The 18,473-nt window shown below is 42.7% G+C and carries 20 protein-coding genes; 19 read left to right on the forward strand and 1 reads right to left on the reverse strand.

Annotated features, from left to right (window positions below; genetic code table 11):
* Positions 1–107 precede the first annotated feature (107 nt).
* From rpmH to ACGTN9_RS00440, 15 genes are all read left to right on the forward strand, one after another.
* Positions 108–242 (forward strand): 50S ribosomal protein L34, encoded by a 135-nt coding sequence (gene rpmH, locus ACGTN9_RS00370; RefSeq protein WP_019377820.1) that lies wholly within the window; start codon positions 108–110, stop codon positions 240–242.
* Between the two features lie 55 nt (positions 243–297).
* Entirely contained in the window at positions 298–657 is a 360-nt protein-coding gene (rnpA, locus tag ACGTN9_RS00375; RefSeq protein WP_499589430.1) for a ribonuclease P protein component, read from the forward strand.
* A gap of 78 nt (positions 658–735) precedes the next feature.
* Positions 736–1,500, forward strand: a complete 765-nt coding sequence (spoIIIJ, locus tag ACGTN9_RS00380) for a YidC family membrane integrase SpoIIIJ (RefSeq protein ID WP_499589432.1) — start codon at positions 736–738, stop codon at positions 1,498–1,500.
* On the forward strand, positions 1,497–2,237 hold the full coding sequence (gene jag / locus ACGTN9_RS00385; protein ID WP_499589434.1) for an RNA-binding cell elongation regulator Jag/EloR: 741 nt from the start codon (positions 1,497–1,499) through the stop codon (positions 2,235–2,237). The genes spoIIIJ and jag overlap by 4 nt, the downstream gene beginning before the upstream one ends.
* A gap of 251 nt (positions 2,238–2,488) precedes the next feature.
* Positions 2,489–3,865, forward strand: a complete 1,377-nt coding sequence (gene mnmE, locus ACGTN9_RS00390) for a tRNA uridine-5-carboxymethylaminomethyl(34) synthesis GTPase MnmE (protein WP_499589436.1) — start codon at positions 2,489–2,491, stop codon at positions 3,863–3,865.
* Between the two features lie 25 nt (positions 3,866–3,890).
* The gene (mnmG, locus tag ACGTN9_RS00395; protein ID WP_499589438.1) at positions 3,891–5,780 is read left to right on the forward strand and encodes a tRNA uridine-5-carboxymethylaminomethyl(34) synthesis enzyme MnmG; all 1,890 of its coding nucleotides are present in this window, start codon (positions 3,891–3,893) and stop codon (positions 5,778–5,780) included.
* A gap of 19 nt (positions 5,781–5,799) precedes the next feature.
* Complete coding sequence (gene rsmG, locus ACGTN9_RS00400) at positions 5,800–6,516, forward strand: 16S rRNA (guanine(527)-N(7))-methyltransferase RsmG (protein ID WP_499589440.1); 717 nt, start codon at positions 5,800–5,802, stop codon at positions 6,514–6,516.
* A 473-nt stretch (positions 6,517–6,989) separates the two neighbouring features.
* Positions 6,990–7,361 (forward strand): CidA/LrgA family protein, encoded by a 372-nt coding sequence (locus ACGTN9_RS00405; protein ID WP_499589442.1) that lies wholly within the window; start codon positions 6,990–6,992, stop codon positions 7,359–7,361.
* Positions 7,354–8,043 (forward strand): LrgB family protein, encoded by a 690-nt coding sequence (locus ACGTN9_RS00410; RefSeq protein WP_499589444.1) that lies wholly within the window; start codon positions 7,354–7,356, stop codon positions 8,041–8,043. The genes ACGTN9_RS00405 and ACGTN9_RS00410 overlap by 8 nt, the downstream gene beginning before the upstream one ends.
* Before the next feature lie 283 nt (positions 8,044–8,326).
* A complete protein-coding gene (gene noc / locus ACGTN9_RS00415; RefSeq protein WP_499589446.1) occupies positions 8,327–9,208 on the forward strand; it encodes a nucleoid occlusion protein in 882 nt (293 codons plus the stop codon).
* A gap of 249 nt (positions 9,209–9,457) precedes the next feature.
* Complete coding sequence (locus ACGTN9_RS00420) at positions 9,458–10,231, forward strand: ParA family protein (RefSeq protein ID WP_499589448.1); 774 nt, start codon at positions 9,458–9,460, stop codon at positions 10,229–10,231.
* Positions 10,212–11,063, forward strand: coding sequence for a ParB/RepB/Spo0J family partition protein (locus tag ACGTN9_RS00425; protein ID WP_499589450.1), 852 nt, complete (start codon positions 10,212–10,214; stop codon positions 11,061–11,063). The genes ACGTN9_RS00420 and ACGTN9_RS00425 overlap by 20 nt, the downstream gene beginning before the upstream one ends.
* Before the next feature lie 60 nt (positions 11,064–11,123).
* Entirely contained in the window at positions 11,124–12,260 is a 1,137-nt protein-coding gene (locus ACGTN9_RS00430; RefSeq protein WP_499589452.1) for an aminotransferase class V-fold PLP-dependent enzyme, read from the forward strand.
* 2 nt (positions 12,261–12,262) lie between these two features.
* Complete coding sequence (locus ACGTN9_RS00435; RefSeq protein WP_499589454.1) at positions 12,263–12,967, forward strand: DUF554 domain-containing protein; 705 nt, start codon at positions 12,263–12,265, stop codon at positions 12,965–12,967.
* 121 nt (positions 12,968–13,088) lie between these two features.
* Positions 13,089–14,111, forward strand: coding sequence for a phosphotransferase enzyme family protein (locus ACGTN9_RS00440; protein ID WP_499589456.1), 1,023 nt, complete (start codon positions 13,089–13,091; stop codon positions 14,109–14,111).
* A gap of 81 nt (positions 14,112–14,192) precedes the next feature.
* Here the strand turns inward: ACGTN9_RS00440 and yyaC are convergent, their stop codons facing one another.
* Positions 14,193–14,792 (reverse strand): spore protease YyaC, encoded by a 600-nt coding sequence (yyaC, locus tag ACGTN9_RS00445; RefSeq protein WP_499589458.1) that lies wholly within the window; start codon positions 14,790–14,792, stop codon positions 14,193–14,195.
* A 95-nt stretch (positions 14,793–14,887) separates the two neighbouring features.
* On the opposite strand from yyaC, the gene ACGTN9_RS00450 reads away from it, so the two are divergent.
* From ACGTN9_RS00450 to ychF, 4 genes are all read left to right on the forward strand, one after another.
* Positions 14,888–15,910: a YkvI family membrane protein gene (locus ACGTN9_RS00450; protein ID WP_499589460.1), complete on the forward strand. Its 1,023-nt coding sequence runs from the start codon at positions 14,888–14,890 to the stop codon at positions 15,908–15,910.
* A gap of 86 nt (positions 15,911–15,996) precedes the next feature.
* Entirely contained in the window at positions 15,997–16,833 is an 837-nt protein-coding gene (locus ACGTN9_RS00455) for a mechanosensitive ion channel family protein (RefSeq protein WP_499590473.1), read from the forward strand.
* Positions 16,834–16,854: 21 nt separating this feature from the next.
* The gene (locus ACGTN9_RS00460; protein WP_093042166.1) at positions 16,855–17,055 is read left to right on the forward strand and encodes a DUF951 domain-containing protein; all 201 of its coding nucleotides are present in this window, start codon (positions 16,855–16,857) and stop codon (positions 17,053–17,055) included.
* Between the two features lie 182 nt (positions 17,056–17,237).
* On the forward strand, positions 17,238–18,338 hold the full coding sequence (gene ychF / locus ACGTN9_RS00465; protein WP_499589462.1) for a redox-regulated ATPase YchF: 1,101 nt from the start codon (positions 17,238–17,240) through the stop codon (positions 18,336–18,338).
* Positions 18,339–18,473: the final 135 nt, after the last annotated feature.

Consider the following 18,473-nt stretch of genomic DNA (forward strand, 5'->3'; position numbering starts at 1 on the left):
ATGAAAGATAGAGTTGACATTTCTGGATAGGTTTATTTATAATTGATTGGACTGCCTTTTAGCATTTTAATTTCAACTTTTAATTTTCACCAGGAGGTGTCTATATAATGAAACGTACATTTCAACCAAATAATCGTAAGCGTAAAAAGGTACACGGTTTCCGCACGCGCATGAGCACGAAAAACGGACGTAAAGTTTTGGCTCGTCGTCGCCGTAAAGGAAGAAAAGTTCTATCTGCATAGGCCACTGAGATGAAGTCAGTGGTCTTTTTTTCCGTTAAAGTGGAGGAATAAGCTCATGAAGAAAGCATACCGAATCAAAAAAAATGAAGAATTCCAACAGGTTTTCAAAAAGGGTAAATCGTTCGCTAATCGTCAATTGGTAATCTATTACTTGAAAAAAGAAGACCAGAATCATTTCCGGATCGGCTTGTCTGTAAGTAAACGTATTGGCGTTGCTGTAGTAAGGAACCAGATCAAACGATACTTAAGACAAGCTTTCCATGAGCTTGAAGACAATATCGATCCCAGGTATGATTTAATTATCATTGCCCGTAAACCAACGAAAGATATGGATTTCCATCAAATGAAGAAAAGTCTTACCCATGTTTTGTCGAAATCAAAGTTATTATCGAAAGACAATAAGTCTAAGATATAATATAGAATTGAGTCCTATGAAAATGCTAAAATGTTTAAGAGAAAAGTAAATGAGTCAGGGAGTAAGGAGGAAGGGACGTTGCGTAAAAAGGTCTTGTGGCTGTTAGCCATGACTGGAATACTTACCGTTTTATCAGGGTGTACGCAGGTCAATGAAGACATCACTTCTGATAGTACGGGTTTTTGGAATGAATATGTTGTATGGCCTCTATCTCAAACTATCGAGTATTTTGCCGATATCACTGGTGAGAGCTATGGTCTGTCGATCATCATCATCACCATTATCATTCGTTTGATATTGCTGCCGCTTAACGTTAAGCAATTGAAGAGTTCAAAAGCGATGCAGGATATCCAGCCGGAATTACAGGAGTTGCGTGAAAAGCACAGCTCTAAAGATGCACAGACACAGCAAAAATTACAGCAGGAAACAATGCAGCTTTTCCAAAAGCATGGAGTGAATCCGCTGGCTGGCTGTTTGCCGCTGGTTGTCCAAATGCCGATTTTGATCGGTTTTTACCATGCAATCATGCGTACATCAGAAGTTGCCACCCATAGCTTTTTATGGATGGAGCTTGGTGAACCGAGCTATATTTTGGCTGTAGTGACAGCGGGAACCACGTTCTTGCAGCAAAAGCTGATGATGGCTGGTTCTACTGCGATGCAAAATCCGCAAATGACAATGATGCTTTACCTTATGCCGATCATGATTGGTACGTTTGCATTCTTTTTCCCATCAGCACTGGCCCTCTATTGGGTCGTCGGTAACTTGTTTATGATCGCGCAGACGATATTCATCCGTAAACCGATGATGAAAGAACAAGAAACGGGAGGAAAAACTAAGTGAAGCAAATAACTGCTACTGGACAAACAGTTGAGGAAGCGGTCCAATCAGCGTTAGAGCAGTTACAAACATCCAGGGACCTAGTAAAAGTGGATATTATCGATGAAGGTAAGAAAGGATTTTTTGGTTTTGGCAGTAAGCCGTCCATTGTCAAAGTTTCGAAGGTGGATCCTGAGGCGGATGACCAGGAACAAAAAATCAATGCAGAACAAGAAACTAAATCTGAAGTAAAGCAAGATACAAGAGAAGAACCAGAAATAAACGTCGCGGCTAAAAAAATGGATCAGCAAGAGGATGCCATTAAAGAAGCAGAACATTATATCAAAGGAATTGCAGAACAAATGGGTGCTCCGGTCGAGGTGAAAACCACTGTCCATGGCCGGGATATCCACTTTGAATTGATCGGTGAGAAAATCGCTTTATTGATTGGCAAACGTGGCCAGACATTGAATGCATTACAATATTTGCTGCATTTGACGATTAACCGTAATACTGATCAATATTATACAGCAGTTCTCGATGCGGAAGGTTATAGGGACCGCCGGAAAGATACGCTGGAAACGTTGGCAAGCCGGCTATCGGAAAAAGCATTACGTACAAATGAGGATGTTAAGCTTGAACCGATGCCATCTTATGAGCGAAAAATCATCCATACTGCCCTGCAAAATAATCAGCAGGTGGAGACCTATTCGGCTGGTAATGAACCTAAACGTTATGTGGTAATCCGTCCGTCAAAATAATAGATTTGTCATTCCGTCAGTATTGCTGACGGATATTTTTTTGTCTAAAGAATAAGCGACTGATCGAATACCGAAACTAACTTTATACACATGTGGATAATAAGAATCGCATCCAAAAATGAGCTTGTTGATATCTTTTCAAATCAGATAGAAATATGATAATCTAATAAGTTAGTGACAATGAAAAATACATGTTTGTGGATAACTTATATATATGAAATTGAAGTAGAAGAATGAAGGAGGTGGGCGTATTGGAAACAGATACAATAACGGCTATATCAACACCCATGGGCGAAGGGGCCATTGCTATTGTCCGTTTAAGCGGTCCTGAAGCCGTATCGATTTCTAATGAACTATTTCAAGGGAAAGATTTAGCTAAGGTCGATTCTCATACGATGCATTATGGGAAAATCATTGATCCAGAAACAAATGAAGTAGCAGAAGAAGTCATGGTTTCGATCATGCGGGCGCCGAAAACTTTCACGAGGGAAGATGTCGTGGAAATAAACTGTCACGGCGGGCTTGTTTCTGTCAATCGAGTACTGGAAATTGTGTTAGCGAAAGGCTCACGGCTTGCAGAACCTGGCGAATTCACGAAGCGAGCGTTTTTAAATGGTCGTATTGACCTCTCACAGGCAGAGGCAGTCATGGATTTGATCCGCGCTAAAACAGACAGGGCTATGAGTGTAGCTTTGAAACAAATGGATGGCAGGTTATCGAAATTAATTCAAAGCCTGCGTCAGCAATTGTTAGAAACGCTTGCTCATGTCGAGGTTAATATCGATTATCCGGAGTATGATGACGTAGAAGAGATGTCGCACAACATGATGGAAGTGAAAACAAAAGAAGTCCTTGAGGAAGTAAAAAAATTACTTCAGACCGCCCAGCAGGGGAAAATTCTTCGTGAAGGGCTGGCGACAGCAATCATTGGACGGCCGAATGTCGGGAAGTCTTCTTTGATGAATGCGCTCGTTCATGAGAATAAAGCGATTGTCACTGAGGTTCCAGGTACAACACGTGATGTGATTGAGGAATATGTAAACGTTCGTGGGGTACCGCTTCGCCTTGTCGATACTGCAGGAATACGTGAAACGGAAGATATTGTGGAGCGAATTGGTGTAGAGAAATCCAGGCAAGTGCTGAAGGAAGCTGATTTGATCCTGCTTGTGTTAAACTATGGAGATGAGCTGACGGCAGAAGATGAAAAACTCTTTGAAGCTGTAAGGGATTTAGATGTAATTGTCATCGTTAATAAAACCGATCTTGAACCGCGGCTGGATATGGAACGAGTCCATACTTTGGCAGACAAGCACCCTGTCATCACTACAGCGTTGCTTCACGAAAAAGGGATTGATGAATTGGAACAGGCAATCTCTCAAGTCTTCTTTGAAGGTGAATTGGACACAGGGGATATGACATATGTATCGAATGTCCGTCATGTTCAGCTCTTGAAGCAAGCCAAGCAAGCTTTAGAAGATGCCCTCAACGGCATGGAGATGGATATGCCGATTGATATGGTGCAAATAGATGTAACTCGTACATGGGAAATACTTGGAGAAATCGTTGGCGATACTATTCATGAAAGCTTGATTGATCAGCTTTTTTCCCAATTCTGCTTAGGAAAATAATTATTTAAAGGAGAGACAACAACCAATGACTTACGATGCTGGACATTATGATGTGATCGTTATTGGTGCAGGTCATGCAGGGTGTGAAGCAGCACTTGCTTCAGCAAAGCGGGGAGCAAAGACGCTGATGCTTACCTTGAACCTGGATTTGGTTGCTTTTATGCCGTGTAATCCGTCGATCGGAGGACCGGCAAAAGGTGTCGTCGTGCGTGAAATCGATGCGCTTGGCGGTGTGATGGGAAAAATCATTGATAAAACGCATATTCAGATGCGTATGCTGAATACCAGAAAAGGCCCTGCTGTGCGTGCGTTGCGAGCACAGGCGGATAAACCACTATATATTCAGGAAATGAAAGAAACGTTAGAAAATCAGGAAAATCTGACATTGCGCCAGGGTATGGTTCAGCGCTTGATTGTTGAGGATAATGAAATCAAGGGTGTAGTGACAGAGACGAAAGCGGCTTATACTGCGAAGACTGTTATTGTTACCACTGGTACATTTATGCGAGGAAAAGTAATTATCGGGGATTTGGAATATGAGAGTGGGCCTAATAACCAGCGTCCGACTGTAGCTTTATCGGAGCATTTGGAAGAGCTGGGGATAAAGATGGTCCGTTTTAAAACCGGGACGCCAATGCGTGTCAACAGTCATACCATCGATTACTCTAAAACAGAGATCCAGCCAGGTGATGAGGAACCACGGGCATTTTCTTATGAAACCACCGAATTCATCATGGATCAGATTCCATGCTGGCTTACCTATACGAATGAGTACACCCATCAAATCATCGACGAAAATCTAGGGTTGTCACCGATGTATTCCGGAATGATCAAAGGGACAGGACCGCGTTATTGTCCTTCGATCGAAGACAAAGTGGTACGTTTCCACGATAAACCACGTCACCAGATTTTCCTGGAGCCAGAAGGGCGGAACACGGAAGAGGTCTATGTACAAGGACTCTCCACATCCCTTCCTGAATTCATACAGAAAAAGATGATAGAAACAGTACCAGGGCTTGAAAAAGCAGAAATCATGCGTGCCGGCTATGCCATTGAATATGATTCTGTCGTACCGACTCAGCTATGGCCTACCTTGGAAACGAAAAATATCAAAGGCCTATTCACAGCTGGGCAAATCAATGGAACTTCTGGTTATGAGGAAGCTGCTGCCCAAGGAATCATGTCAGGAATCAATGCTGCTGCCAAAGCACTTGATCTTGAACCGGTAATCCTTGACCGTTCACAAGCATATATCGGAGTGCTGATCGACGATCTGGTTACAAAAGGAACCAATGAACCTTATCGTCTGCTTACGTCCCGTGCCGAGTTCCGGCTGATGCTACGTCATGATAATGCTGACTTGCGTCTCACGGAAATCGGTCATCAGCTGGGCATGATCACCGAAGAACGTTATGAAAAGTTCCAGGAGAAAAAGCGGTTGATCGAAGAAGAACGGAAACGTTTAGACGGGGTCATTTTAAAGCCGGAAGAAAAAGTTCAGCGTATCATCGAACAAGCAGGCGGCACACCGTTGAAAGAAGCTGTCCGTGCCTCTGATTTGTTGCGAAGACCGGAAATGAAGTATGATATGATCGAAACCTTGACAGCACCTGAAAAAGACCTTCCTGATGACGTCAAAGAACAGGTCGAAATCCAAACGAAATATTCAGGCTACATTACGAAAGCCTTACAGCAAATTGAACGAATGAAAAAGATGGACGATAAGAAAATACCAGATAATATCGATTATGATGCCATCAATGGTTTAGCTACGGAAGCCCGCGAGAAATTGAAAGAAGTCCGTCCACTTTCTGTAGGTCAGGCTTCCCGTATTTCAGGAGTTAACCCTTCTGATGTTTCGATCTTACTTGTCTATATCGAACAAGGAAAGATTGCACGCGTATCCAACGAATAAGAAAAGAAAGGATGGACCAATGGATAAGCATACCTTTCTAACCAAGCTGAAAGAACAAGGAATCGAATTGAATGAACAACAACAACGGCAATTCCAGCAATATTATGAAATCCTGGTGGAATGGAATGAAAAAATGAACCTGACTGCCATCACAGATGAGGAAGGCGTCTACTTGAAGCATTTTTATGATTCTATTACCGCTGCTTTCTACCATGATTTCACGAAACCTTTACAAATTTGTGATGTTGGAGCGGGGGCTGGATTTCCCAGCCTTCCTCTTAAGATCGTTTTCCCCCATTTGAAAGTGACGATTGTTGATTCATTACAGAAACGGATTACCTTTTTAAATCACTTAGCCCATGAATTAGAACTGAGTGATGTCGCATTTTATCATGATCGAGCGGAAAACTTCGGAAAGAACAGCAAGTTCCGGGAGAGCTATGACATTGTCATGGCTCGAGCCGTTGCCAGGCTTTCCGTATTGAGTGAATTATGCCTGCCGCTAACCCAAAAAGGCGGACTATTCATTGCGATGAAAGGCCCGAATTTGTCAGATGAACTCGAAGATGCTCAACTTGCGATCCGTACTGTCGGCGGTGAAGTAGCTCAGGTGCACACCTTTGAACTGCCGGAAGAAAATAGCGAACGGAATATTGCTTTGATAGAAAAACGCCGTAAGACTCCTAAAAAATATCCAAGAAAAGCTGGCGTTCCTAACAAAACGCCGATTCAATAACAGGTTTTTTTCAGAAGAACCTGCTTTTCCTAATCAAATAGGCTTTCTTTGGTACCGTACCTCAAATAGGTACGGTTTTTATTTTGACTCTGTTAAACGCAGTTGTTGATTTTCCATAAGAGGCTTATTCAACAAAAGGGCCGAATTATGGAAGACTCGATTTCGAGATGTTTATCTGAATAAAGGTCCTGTGGGGAACGACTCCCTTTCCGCGGGCATGCGCTGAGCCTACTCAGACTTCGTCTTCCGGGGTCTCATCTGTCATTTTCATCCCGCAGGAGTCTCGCCGTTCCCCTCCGGACCATCCCATTCTTCTCATCGTAACGGCCTCATTTGTCTCGAAACTGAGTCTTCAGCAAAAGGGAGCTTAACTGTAAAATCAAACCGGAAGATATTTAAAAAAGCGTCTGGAATAGTCGATACATCCACCAGATGATATACTGAGCGAATAATATAAAAAGAAAGGGTTCATCATGAATAAAGCAGTTACTATCATCGTACAATTCATCGGTCTATACTTCCTGTACTGGTTGGGATCAGCAATTCAGAAGATGCTAAACCTGTTCATCCCGGGCAGTGTCATAGGGCTCATCCTCCTTTTCGTGCTCCTTTCCTTTAAAGTAGTATCGGAACGCTGGATACAACAAGGAGCGGGATTCATGATCACCCATCTTCCGTTCTTCTTCATTCCGGCAACCGTAGGCGTCATCAGCTATGCCTATATTTTCAAAGGAAAAGGCATACTTCTGATTGCCATCGGGATGTTAAGCACGATGCTCGTCATGGGATTGTCAGGAGCCATCGCACAAATAATGGTACAGAAAAAGGAGGGGTCCTATGAGTAATTTCATTATCGGACTCGCCGTCATTGTTGCAACGATACTCATATATTGGGGATCCGTTAATGTCTATAAAAAGTTTCGTTATATCTACACTGTCCCGATCATTTCTTCTACGCTCGTGACGATCGTTATTCTGCTTGTATTTCAAATATCCTATGAAACCTACATGATCGGTGGCCAGTTGATTGACCATTTACTTGGTCCTGCGGTCGTAGGGTTAGCTTACCCGCTCTATCAGTATCGGGACATTTTAAAAAGAATGCTGCTTCCGGTTGTGACGGGAACGTTTATCGGTGCTGTCGTCGGTATTACTTCTGGACTTCTCCTCAGCAAGTGGGCAGGATTCAGTGAGTTAATTATTAACTCGATCGTCCCCAAATCCGTCACCACTCCAGTCGCCATGGCCATCGCAGAAACGACCGGTGGCGCCATGCCTTTGGCAGCGGTGTTTGTCATGATCGCCGGCATAGGGGGTGTATTGATCCATCCGTTTGTTTGGCGCTCTTTCCGTCTCACCCATTATATTGGGCGAGGTGTGGGTATGGGCAGTGCTTCCCATGCCATCGGTACGGCGACATCCATGGAACGCGACGATCTGGAGGGATCTATAAGTACGATCGCCATGGTACTGAGCGCTGTCATCGTCTCTATGATCGCCCCGGGTCTTAGCGTATTGCTGCTGTGATAAGCAATGAAGGAAAATGGATTTATCGTATAAAAAAAGAATAAGTGGAACACAGAGTTTTTTATATAAAATGGTTTCTATCAAGCTATTAAATTTGTAAATTATGATTCGTGGTGATACTTTTTAATAGATAATTATGATAAAATAGGGAAAGAAATGAAAAGGCATACTCGTGCGCAGCAGTCTTCCGATTCTGCAGCGCTTTTTTCTATAATCAGTCATTGTTTCACGTGGAACGAACCAATACTTGAGTGTGCTGCTCGCAAAAAGGTGGTGTCTGAACATGTTACATCCTTTCAGTCGCTTATTTGGCCTGGGAGATAAACCAGATTCTGATTCGGAACCCGAAGCAGAGGCTTTAGATGAAAAAGAATATCATGCGGATGAGGTCGTCCACATTCCAGTCAACCGTGTACAGCCGAACCGGTATCAGCCAAGGGCTGTTTTTAATGCGGAAAAAATAGCTGAACTGGCACAGACCATCCATACCCATGGCATGATTCAGCCAATCGTCGTCCGACGTCTGGATGAAGAAAATTATGAATTGATTGCCGGGGAACGACGGTGGAGAGCTGTGCAATCTTTAGGTTGGGAAGATGTCCCTGCGATACTTAGAGAAATGAATGATGCAGAGACGGCATCCGTTGCTTTGATTGAAAACCTTCAACGGGAAGAGTTATCAGTCATTGAAGAAGCAGCGGCGTATGCACGTTTGATTGAAATCCATGAGTTGACACAGGAAGCACTTGCTCAACGTCTTGGGAAAAGCCAATCGACGATTGCCAATAAGATGCGATTACTTAAGCTCCCTGAAGTGGTTCAGCAGGCTATCATGGATAAAGAGATAACAGAACGCCATGCACGTGCGTTGATTGCTGTTAAAAACAATCCTGAACTGCAAGAAAAAATCCTGCACGAAATTATTGAAAAACAACTGAACGTCAAGCAAACGGAAGAGCGTATCAAAAAAGAAACAGAAGAGAAGAAACCGAAGAAGAAGCCACGGATGAAAGGCGTCAATAAAGATATCCGTATTGCAATGAATACGATTCGCCAATCGTTGAATATGGTGAATGATACTGGAATCAATTTAGAAACAGACGAACAGGATCATGATGATTATTACCAGATCACGATAAAAATACCGAAGAAAAATCAGAAATAATCTTTTTATTCCCATCTTCTGTTTGGAAAGATGGGGATTTTTTAATAAAAAGCTTTATCACTTGGGCGTGAAGTTGCTCTCATATGATAAGGGAATCTAGTTATTCCCCGTGGATTTTATAAATTCGAAGTCAGAATATATAAAAAAGTGATAGAATAGATGTTGACTCTTTAGAGATTTTTACGAACAGGTGCGATTAACCCTTCGGCCTGTGTTGTTTGATATATCGAGAAGTAGGTAGGTGACATCATGGGAAGAACAATCGCCATTGCCAATCAAAAGGGTGGCGTAGGAAAAACGACGACAGCTGTCAACCTTAGTGCGTGTCTCGCATATCTGAATCATAAGGTGCTTTTGGTCGATATCGATCCCCAGGGCAATGCGACAAGTGGAGTGGGGGTTAATAAAGGAGATGTCGATCAATGTATTTACAATATATTAATCGAAGATCAAGAGGCAAAAGATATCCGAACCTCTACGTTGGTCGAAAATCTCGATGTCATTCCTGCAACCATTCAATTAGCTGGAGCTGAAATTGAGCTGGTACCGACCATATCGAGAGAGGTACGGCTCAAACAAGCTTTAGATGACGTGAAAAGTGAATATGATTATATTATTATCGATTGTCCGCCTTCCTTAGGACTTTTGACGATAAATTCCCTGACCGCTTCCGATTCCGTCATCATCCCAGTGCAATGCGAGTATTACGCATTGGAAGGGTTAAGTCAGTTATTGAATACAGTAAGATTAGTACAAAAACATTTAAATAAAGATTTGATGATTGATGGGGTTCTGCTCACCATGCTTGATGCTCGAACTAATCTTGGCATCCAGGTGATTGAAGAAGTGAAGAAGTACTTTCAGGAGAAAGTATATAGTTCTATCATTCCGCGTAACGTCCGCTTAAGCGAAGCACCAAGTCATGGACAACCTATCATACTATATGATCCGAAGTCTCGCGGCGCGGAAGTATATTTAGAATTGGCAAAGGAAGTGATTGCTAATGGCGAGAGGGTTAGGTAAAGGGCTCGACGCGTTTTTCACGGAGGTGAAAGACGGGGAAGAAGAAAGCATCCAGGAAGTGTCTGTCAAGCAATGCCGTCCCAACCCGTATCAACCCCGGAAGAGGTTTGATTCGAAGGCCATTCAGGAGCTCCAGGCATCCATTGAAGAACATGGCATCCTGCAGCCTTTGATTGTCCGTAAAAGCATCAAAGGATATGAAATTGTTGTCGGGGAACGAAGGTACCGTGCTGCTAAAGCAGCTGGGTTGGCCAAGGTGCCCGCTGTCATCAGGGAATTGACAGATGAACAAATGATGGAGTTGGCATTATTGGAGAATTTACAACGAGAAGATTTGTCGCCTATTGAAGAAGCGGAGGCGTATAAGCAACTGATCAACGAGTTAGGTATAACCCAGGAAACTCTTGCGAAGCGGCTGGGGAAAAGTCGTTCCCATATAGCCAATTTGGTCCGGTTATTGAGCCTGCCAGAGCCGATCATCGCATGGATCAACGAAGGAAAGTTATCCATGGGGCATGGACGGGCTTTACTGGGATTGAAGGATAAGGAAAAGTTAGTACCTATCGCTGAAAAAATCCAGGCGGATATTATGAATGTCAGACAAGTAGAATTATTGATCACTCAATTGAATGAAAACAATCAAAAAAAGAAAGAAAAAGATCGCAGTCATAAGAAAAAAGATATTTTTCTGCAAGAACAGGAAGCTGCATTACGCGATCAATTAGGAACTGGTGTGACCATTCATCGGGGAAAACGGAAAGGTAAAATTGAAATAGAATTTTTCACAGATGATGATTTGAACCGGATCTTAGAAATGTTTGAAACGAAGTAAATAGCAATGACCTGGTTAATACAATGACTTAACCAGGTTTTTTTAGCAGGAGGTAGACAAATGATTTATTTGGATCAGGCAGCGTCCTCCTTCCCCAAGCCTTCAGCTGTTGCAGAGGCAATGATGGAAGCTGTGAACGAGTACGGAGCCAACCCGGGTCGTGGCACTCATGCGTTAGCTGATCGTGCTGCGAATACCATTCAGACGACTAGAAAGCTTTTAGCTCAACAGTTTGGGGCAAGTGATCCTAGAAAGGTTGTTTTCTTTTCCAATGCCACGACAGCATTAAACCAGGCGATCCAGGGCTTACCATTAATGGAAGGCGATCATGTGATTACGACGATGTTTGAACATAATTCGGTACGGCGTCCATTGGAATACTTGAAAGATGAGAAAGGGATCGAGGTCACTTATTTAAGCGGAAGTTCTGAAAAGTTGATTGAAGGCTTATATGCGTCCATTCGCCCTGAAACCAAGCTGGTCATTGTTTCTCATGCTTCTAATATTACGGGCGAAATAGCCCCGTTGAAATCGATGATAGAAATTATCAAAGGGACAGGCAGCAAAGTCCTGGTGGATGCGTCTCAAACGGCGGGACACTTTCCGATACATATGAAAGAGCTAGGCATAGACATGCTGGCGTTTCCGGGACACAAAAGGCTGCTTGGGCCACAGGGTACTGGAGCCTTACTGGTAGAAGGGGAAGTAGAATTAGAACCTCTCTTTTATGGAGGTACAGGGAGTTTTTCAGAGCTTCCGAAACAGCCGGATCATTGGCCTGAAAAATATGAAAGCGGCACACTGAATACTCCGGGAATAGCTGGCTGGAAGGCCGCACTGGAAGAATTGAATGGACTTGTTTCACGTGAAACTTACCTGACACAAAAATTGATGAACGGACTGCTTGGGATAAAGGATGTCATTGTTTATGGACCTGGTCCGGAAGTAGAGCGGATGCCTGTAGTTTCATTCAATATTGGAGATATTTCCTCTCAGGAAATCGCTATGGTCCTAGATTCTCATTACCAGATCGCAGTCAGGGCTGGATTGCATTGCAGTCCAACTTCTCACCAGTTTTATGATACAACCGAACAAGGAGCAGTCAGGGCAAGTATCGGTCCCTATAATACGGAAGAAGAAATCGACCGTTTTGTCCAGGCGATTGAAGAAATAAGAACCGGGTATATGGAGATGTAGTTATGGTGTTATATGGAACAATCGTGAATGGAATATGTATCATAGCAGGCACGTTACTAGGGTTATTTTTCACCAAAATACCGGAACGTTATAAAGAAACGATTATGCAAGGAATCGGTTTGGCCGTCATTCTCATTGGGCTGCAAATGGGTTTTCAAACAGAGAACATAGTCGTTGTATTGTTGAGCCTGCTTTCAGGCGCAATCATAGGGGAAGGAACACATTTAGAAACGAAACTGGAAAACTTAGGCAAATGGATTGAGAGCAAGGTGGCAAAACCAGGCTCATCCTCTACTGTCGCTCAAGGTTTTATTACAGCTTCCCTGATTTTTGTCATTGGTGCTATGTCTGTCATCGGTGCTTTAGATGGGGGATTGCGCGGCGATCATGAAGTATTGGTTACAAAAGCTATTATCGATGGATTTGTCGCTCTCGTTTTGACCACAACCCTGGGCTTTGGTGTGGTCTTTTCTGTCATTCCTGTTGTGTTGTACCAAGGTGGTATAGCGTTGTCTGCTACCCAAATTAACAGGTGGATTCCTCAAGAAATGCTTGATGCTTTCATCGTTGAAATGACAGCGACGGGTGGACTGATGATTGTGGCCATCGGATTAAATCTGTTGAACTTAACGAAAATACGCGTCGCAAACCTATTACCAGCGTTGTTGACTGTCGGGTTCATTCTCTATATCGCTAAGCTTTTCTAAGGGAAGCCATACATTTATCTGCTCCACTTTCTAAAATATTCTTTCGTAATGAAGAGGTATGAAGAGAAATAGCTGGAATATAAATAATAGCTGTTAAGAGAAGGAAGAAAGAGGTGTTAAGGTGGAGCGATGGATTGAAGAGTTATTCACGGATGACTTGCTCGCAGAGGGGGCTGGGAAATATGGGATTGATCCGACAAAAACGAAAAACCTTGGAGGTTTTGAAAACTATGTTTTTGAAGTCTACAAAGATGGAATCCCTTATATATTACGTTTGACCCATTCTTCTCACCGCAGTCAATCGGAATTAGAGGGAGAATTGCAGTGGATTAATTATTTACATGATAATGATGTAAATGTTTCGATGGTTCATGAGTCAATGTCAGGACGTCTTGTGGAAGAAATCAAGACAGGTGAAACTTCTTTTTTTGTCTGTTTATTTGATAAAGCACCAGGCAGAATGGTGAAAGTAGATGAGGCTCTCTTTGAGCCTGCATTGTTTGAAACCTGGGGAGAAACCGTAGGGAAATTGCACCGTGTCACCAAAGGTTTCGTATTGGACAGCGGGAGAAGAGACCGATGGGATCAAGATGACTTACTAGACTTTGAGCTTTACCTTAATCGTGCCCGGAATGCAGAAATTATTACCAAGGGAATAGAGCTTGTCAAAGAAATAAAAACTTTGCCGGAGAACCCGGAAAACTTCGGTCTCATCCATTCAGATATCCATCCAGGGAACTTCTTTTACAACGAAGGTGAAATCCATGTGTTTGATTTCGATGACAGCACATACCATTGGTATATTAGTGATATCGCTATCCCGCTTTATTACTCAACCTGGTGGAAGTATAGAAAGGAAAGTTTAGAGGTTCGCTCCAGGTTTGGCGAAGCATTTCTCTACCATTTCCTGAAAGGTTATCAAAAGGAGCATCAAATAGAGCCGGAATGGATTGCAAAAATCCCCTTGTTTTTGAAACTGCGCGATTTTGAACTCTATACCGTGTTCCATAAAAAGTGGGATATGGCAGCTATAAATAAGGAACAGCAACAATTAGTGGAACAAATACGGGAGCAAATCATCCGTGAGGAACTGATGGTAATGCTTCCCTATGAAGATATTATAGAACGTCTCAAGAACGAGTAAGTAAAAGGGTTAAATTCAACCTGGTGGATGATTACCCCATAAAAATCACCCTGACAGATAGAGTTCCGGGTGATTTTTTGTTTAGTTTGTGGAAATATTGCGAAAGGCGGGCTTTTTTCTGTCGCGCAGCTGCAACTCAAGGTCCACCCGGTGAAAGGCTTGGGAAACCTGAGAGGCCATCTCGATGACAGTATGAAGCCTGGTGTTTTGAAGGACAAAATATTCCATGAATCCCCCCACATTGACAATTCCGCTGATAGAAATATCTCCTACTTTAGGAAGGTCTTTTTTCATTGCCGCTCCAGGTGCCAAAGCACCCTTTGAAACCGTAATAATCCCGATGGAAGAGTTCTTTCCAAGACAAGCATCGATCGCGATGATAAATGGACGGGTATAACTGCTGTGGATTTCCTGGATGGTATCTTTAAGGTTCAATGCATGTACGGGGTTAGCCAGCGTACCATATACAGAAAAATGCTTCGGATTCTGGTCGGTAATCATCGAACCTGCAAGAGGACCGAAGGAGTCTCCGGTAGAACGGTCCGTTCCGATACAGACTACAACTATTTTTCTCTCCTGAGGAAGCAGATCCAACAGACGCTCACTCATTTCCGGCACAACTAACGGATCTGAATAAAGATGGCGTGTTTCTTTATGTAAAAACCTTTCCCGAAGATTCATAGCTTTTCCTCCAAATACATATTGGTATTAGTATATAAAAGTTTTTACTTTTCTATACATATACACAAAAACTTAGAATGTGGAGGAGCTACTATATGTGGAAATCAGGCGGCAAGTGGATGTTTTTGATCATTGGAACAATGATAGGTGCGGGGTATGCCTCTGGTCGTGAACTTTGGCAATTTTTTGGTCATGAAAGTGGACTGGCCATTGTTTTATTTTCTATTCTTTTTACAATTTGCTGCTATGTGATCTTATCCATCAGTTATGAAAAGAAATCAAGTCACTATTTACCGGTTCTCCGGGTGATCGTCGGGAAGCATCTGACAGGGGTTTATGACTGGATGATCATTCTTTATTTATTTACAACTACCGTTGTGATGCTTGCGGGAAGCGGAGCTACCTGGCAGGCTTTCCATTTTTCCTACCGATTTGGTGTACTGGCAATTGTCGTTCCACTTATTTTGATTTTCATTTGGGATGTCAAAGGCATCGTTTCCATTAATAGCTTCATTCTTCCACTTTTGATCATGGGTTTGTTCCTCGTATTGTTATTATTCACGATTGATCAGAAATTGACCTTGTTTTCCCATATCCATGAGACGAGCAATTGGATGGCAGCCTTTCCGTTTACAGCTTTGAACATCCTGCCACTTATTGCGGTACTAGGGGCAATCGGTAATCAGATGCAGAAAAAGAATGAGATTTGGGTCGCCAGTATCGGCAGCGGAGTAGTACTTGGATCGATTTCTTATTTGTATAACAATAGTCTGATTCAAATATCTGAAGAAATCTTATTGTATGAAATCCCCTTATTTGCTATTTTAAAGGGCTATCCTTTTGAAATGCTGATTTTCATGTCCTCGTTGCTCTGGATAGCTATTTTTACCACTGCGGCGTCGGGCGTGTTCGGGTTGATTACGAGATTTCGGAAGTTACTGGATGTCCCATTATGGATCCTTGCAATGATGGCTGTCGCTTTCATGCTTCCTTTCACGTCTTTCGGATTTTCTACATTGATTGAATACTTATACCCTCTCTATGGAATTTTGAATTTATATGTCCTGTCATCACTTTTGTTGTATCCGATCGTGAATCGCTATAAAATGGAGACATGATTATTTAACTAACAAAAGTTTTTATATGCAGGAGGTTCGCTGTGGAATTTTTTGTTGAGCAATGGGACGCACTACAGGACTATATCATGCAGCCAGATGTCTGGATAACCATGGCTAAAGGTTTGTTTCGGATTATCATGATTGTACTCGTTTCCTTAACGATTATAAAAGTTGCTAAAAAAATTGTCCTTAAATACTTCAGTGAAAAAAGACGAGGACCTTTCAGTATCCCAAAAAGACGGGAAGCAACCCTAGTCAAACTGGTAGAAAACACATTGACCTATATTGTCTACTTATATGCGCTCATGATGATACTGGAAACATTTGGGTTCAACATCGGCGCATTACTTGCAGGGGCAGGGGTTGCGGGGCTGGCTATTGGTTTTGGTGCACAAAACCTTGTGCGAGATGTAATCACCGGTTTCTTCATCATATTCGAAGATCAATTTTCTGTCGGCGACTTTGTGCGAATTTCCGGCATTGAAGGTTTTGTGGAAGAAATCGGGCTCCGTACTTCCAAAATAAAAAGCTGGACAGGAGAGCTTCATATTATACCTAATGGAGCTATTACTCAGGTGACAAACTATTCCATTCATAATAGTATAGCGGTGGTGGATGTCAGCATCGCTTACGAAGAAGATATCGACCAGGCAGAAAAAGTGATCGCTGAACTCCTGGAAGAGCTGCCTGATAAGTATGAAATGATGATTACAACACCAGAATTGCTAGGTATTCAAAATTTAGCAGCATCTGATGTGCAGATGCGGGTGATTGCGGAAACATACCCGATGGAACATTGGGCTGTAGGCCGTGCCATCCGAAAAGAAATTAAAAATCGACTGGATGAGAAAGGAATTGAAATACCTTTCCCAAGACTTGTCATGTATTCCAGGCATGAAGCTGAATCAGAACAAAACGTATAATGGAATGGAGGAAGAAGGGCCATGGCTAAGAAAGATTTTCAATTGAATGATGTTGTTGAGATGAAAAAACCCCATCCATGTGGGGAGAATCGCTGGAAAATCATCCGAATGGGTGCTGATATCCGAATCAAATGCATGGGCTGCGACCATAGCGCCTTACTCCCCCGCCGCCGTTTTGAAACGAAGATGAAACGTGTATTGGAAAGAGCGGATACCGAATAAAGAAAATTTCATAGTTAACTGTCTCAAAAAATTACATTATTAAGCGATGAATTTTCAAAAACAAGGGTTGTCCTCACCCTTGTTTTCTATTTTTATGCCACTTGTGTTTTAGACAGGCAGTAACTTATAATTGGGATGACTAACGTACATGTATGCAAACCCTTAAGGAGTGAAAGTCTTTTATGGCATTAACAGCTGGAATCGTAGGTTTGCCCAACGTAGGCAAATCTACATTGTTCAACGCAATTACACAAGCAGGCGCAGAGTCTGCCAATTACCCGTTTTGTACTATAGATCCGAATGTTGGCATCGTGGAGGTACCTGACGCTCGTCTTGATAAACTTACTGAGCTTGTCAAACCGAAAAAAACCATACCGACGGCTTTTGAGTTCACGGATATCGCAGGTATTGTCAAAGGTGCGAGTAAAGGCGAAGGATTAGGAAACCAATTTCTTTCCCATATTCGCCAGGTAGATGCCATCTGTCACGTTGTGCGGGCCTTTCAGGATGAGAATATTACGCACGTATCCGGACAGGTTGATCCAATCAGTGACATCGAAACAATCAATTTAGAACTGATCCTCGCTGATTTAGAAACCGTTTCGAAGCGTATGGACCGTGTTGCAAAGATGGCACGTCAAAAAGATAAAGAAGCGGTAGCAGAATATGATGTATTATCAAAATTGAAAGACGCATTTGAAGAGGAACAGCCTGCCCGCGCTGTCGATTTTACAGACGAGCAATTGAAAATCGTCAAAGGTCTTCATCTACTGACCATCAAACCTATCCTATATGTGGCCAATGTCAGTGAAGACGAAATAGGCACCGATGCAGACAATCCTCAAGTAGAAAAAATCCGCGAATATGCTGCTAATGAAAATGCAGAAGTAATCGTTGTCTGTGCAAAAATAGAATCTGAGATTGCCGAGCTTGATGGCGAAGAAAAGCAGGAGTTCCTTGATGATCTTGGAATTGCTGAATCCGGTTTGGATCAATTGATCAAGGCTACCTACAATTTACTTGGACTGGCAACCTATTTCACAGCTGGTGAGCAGGAGGTACGTGCCTGGACATTTACCCTTGGGATGAAAGCACCACAGGCAGCCGGTATCATTCATACTGATTTTGAGCGAGGTTTCATCCGTGCAGAGACCGTATCCTACGAAGATCTTGTTGAAGCAGGATCCATGGGAGCTGCACGTGAAAAAGGAAAAGTCCGTCTCGAAGGGAAAGAATATCTCGTCAAAGATGGCGATGTCATCCACTTCCGTTTCAATGTATAAGCGTAGATTCCGTTTCCCACGTTAAACACTGTTGTTTTTTGAAAGATCGTTTGGTATAATACAACATTGTGAGTAATTAACGATAAATTACTCCTTGCTCCTTTCAAGTGAAGGAGCCGCTAAGTCCACAAGGAG

This window comes from Halobacillus sp. B23F22_5 (assembly GCF_043497085.1).
GTDB lineage: Bacteria > Bacillota > Bacilli > Bacillales > Halobacillaceae > Thalassobacillus.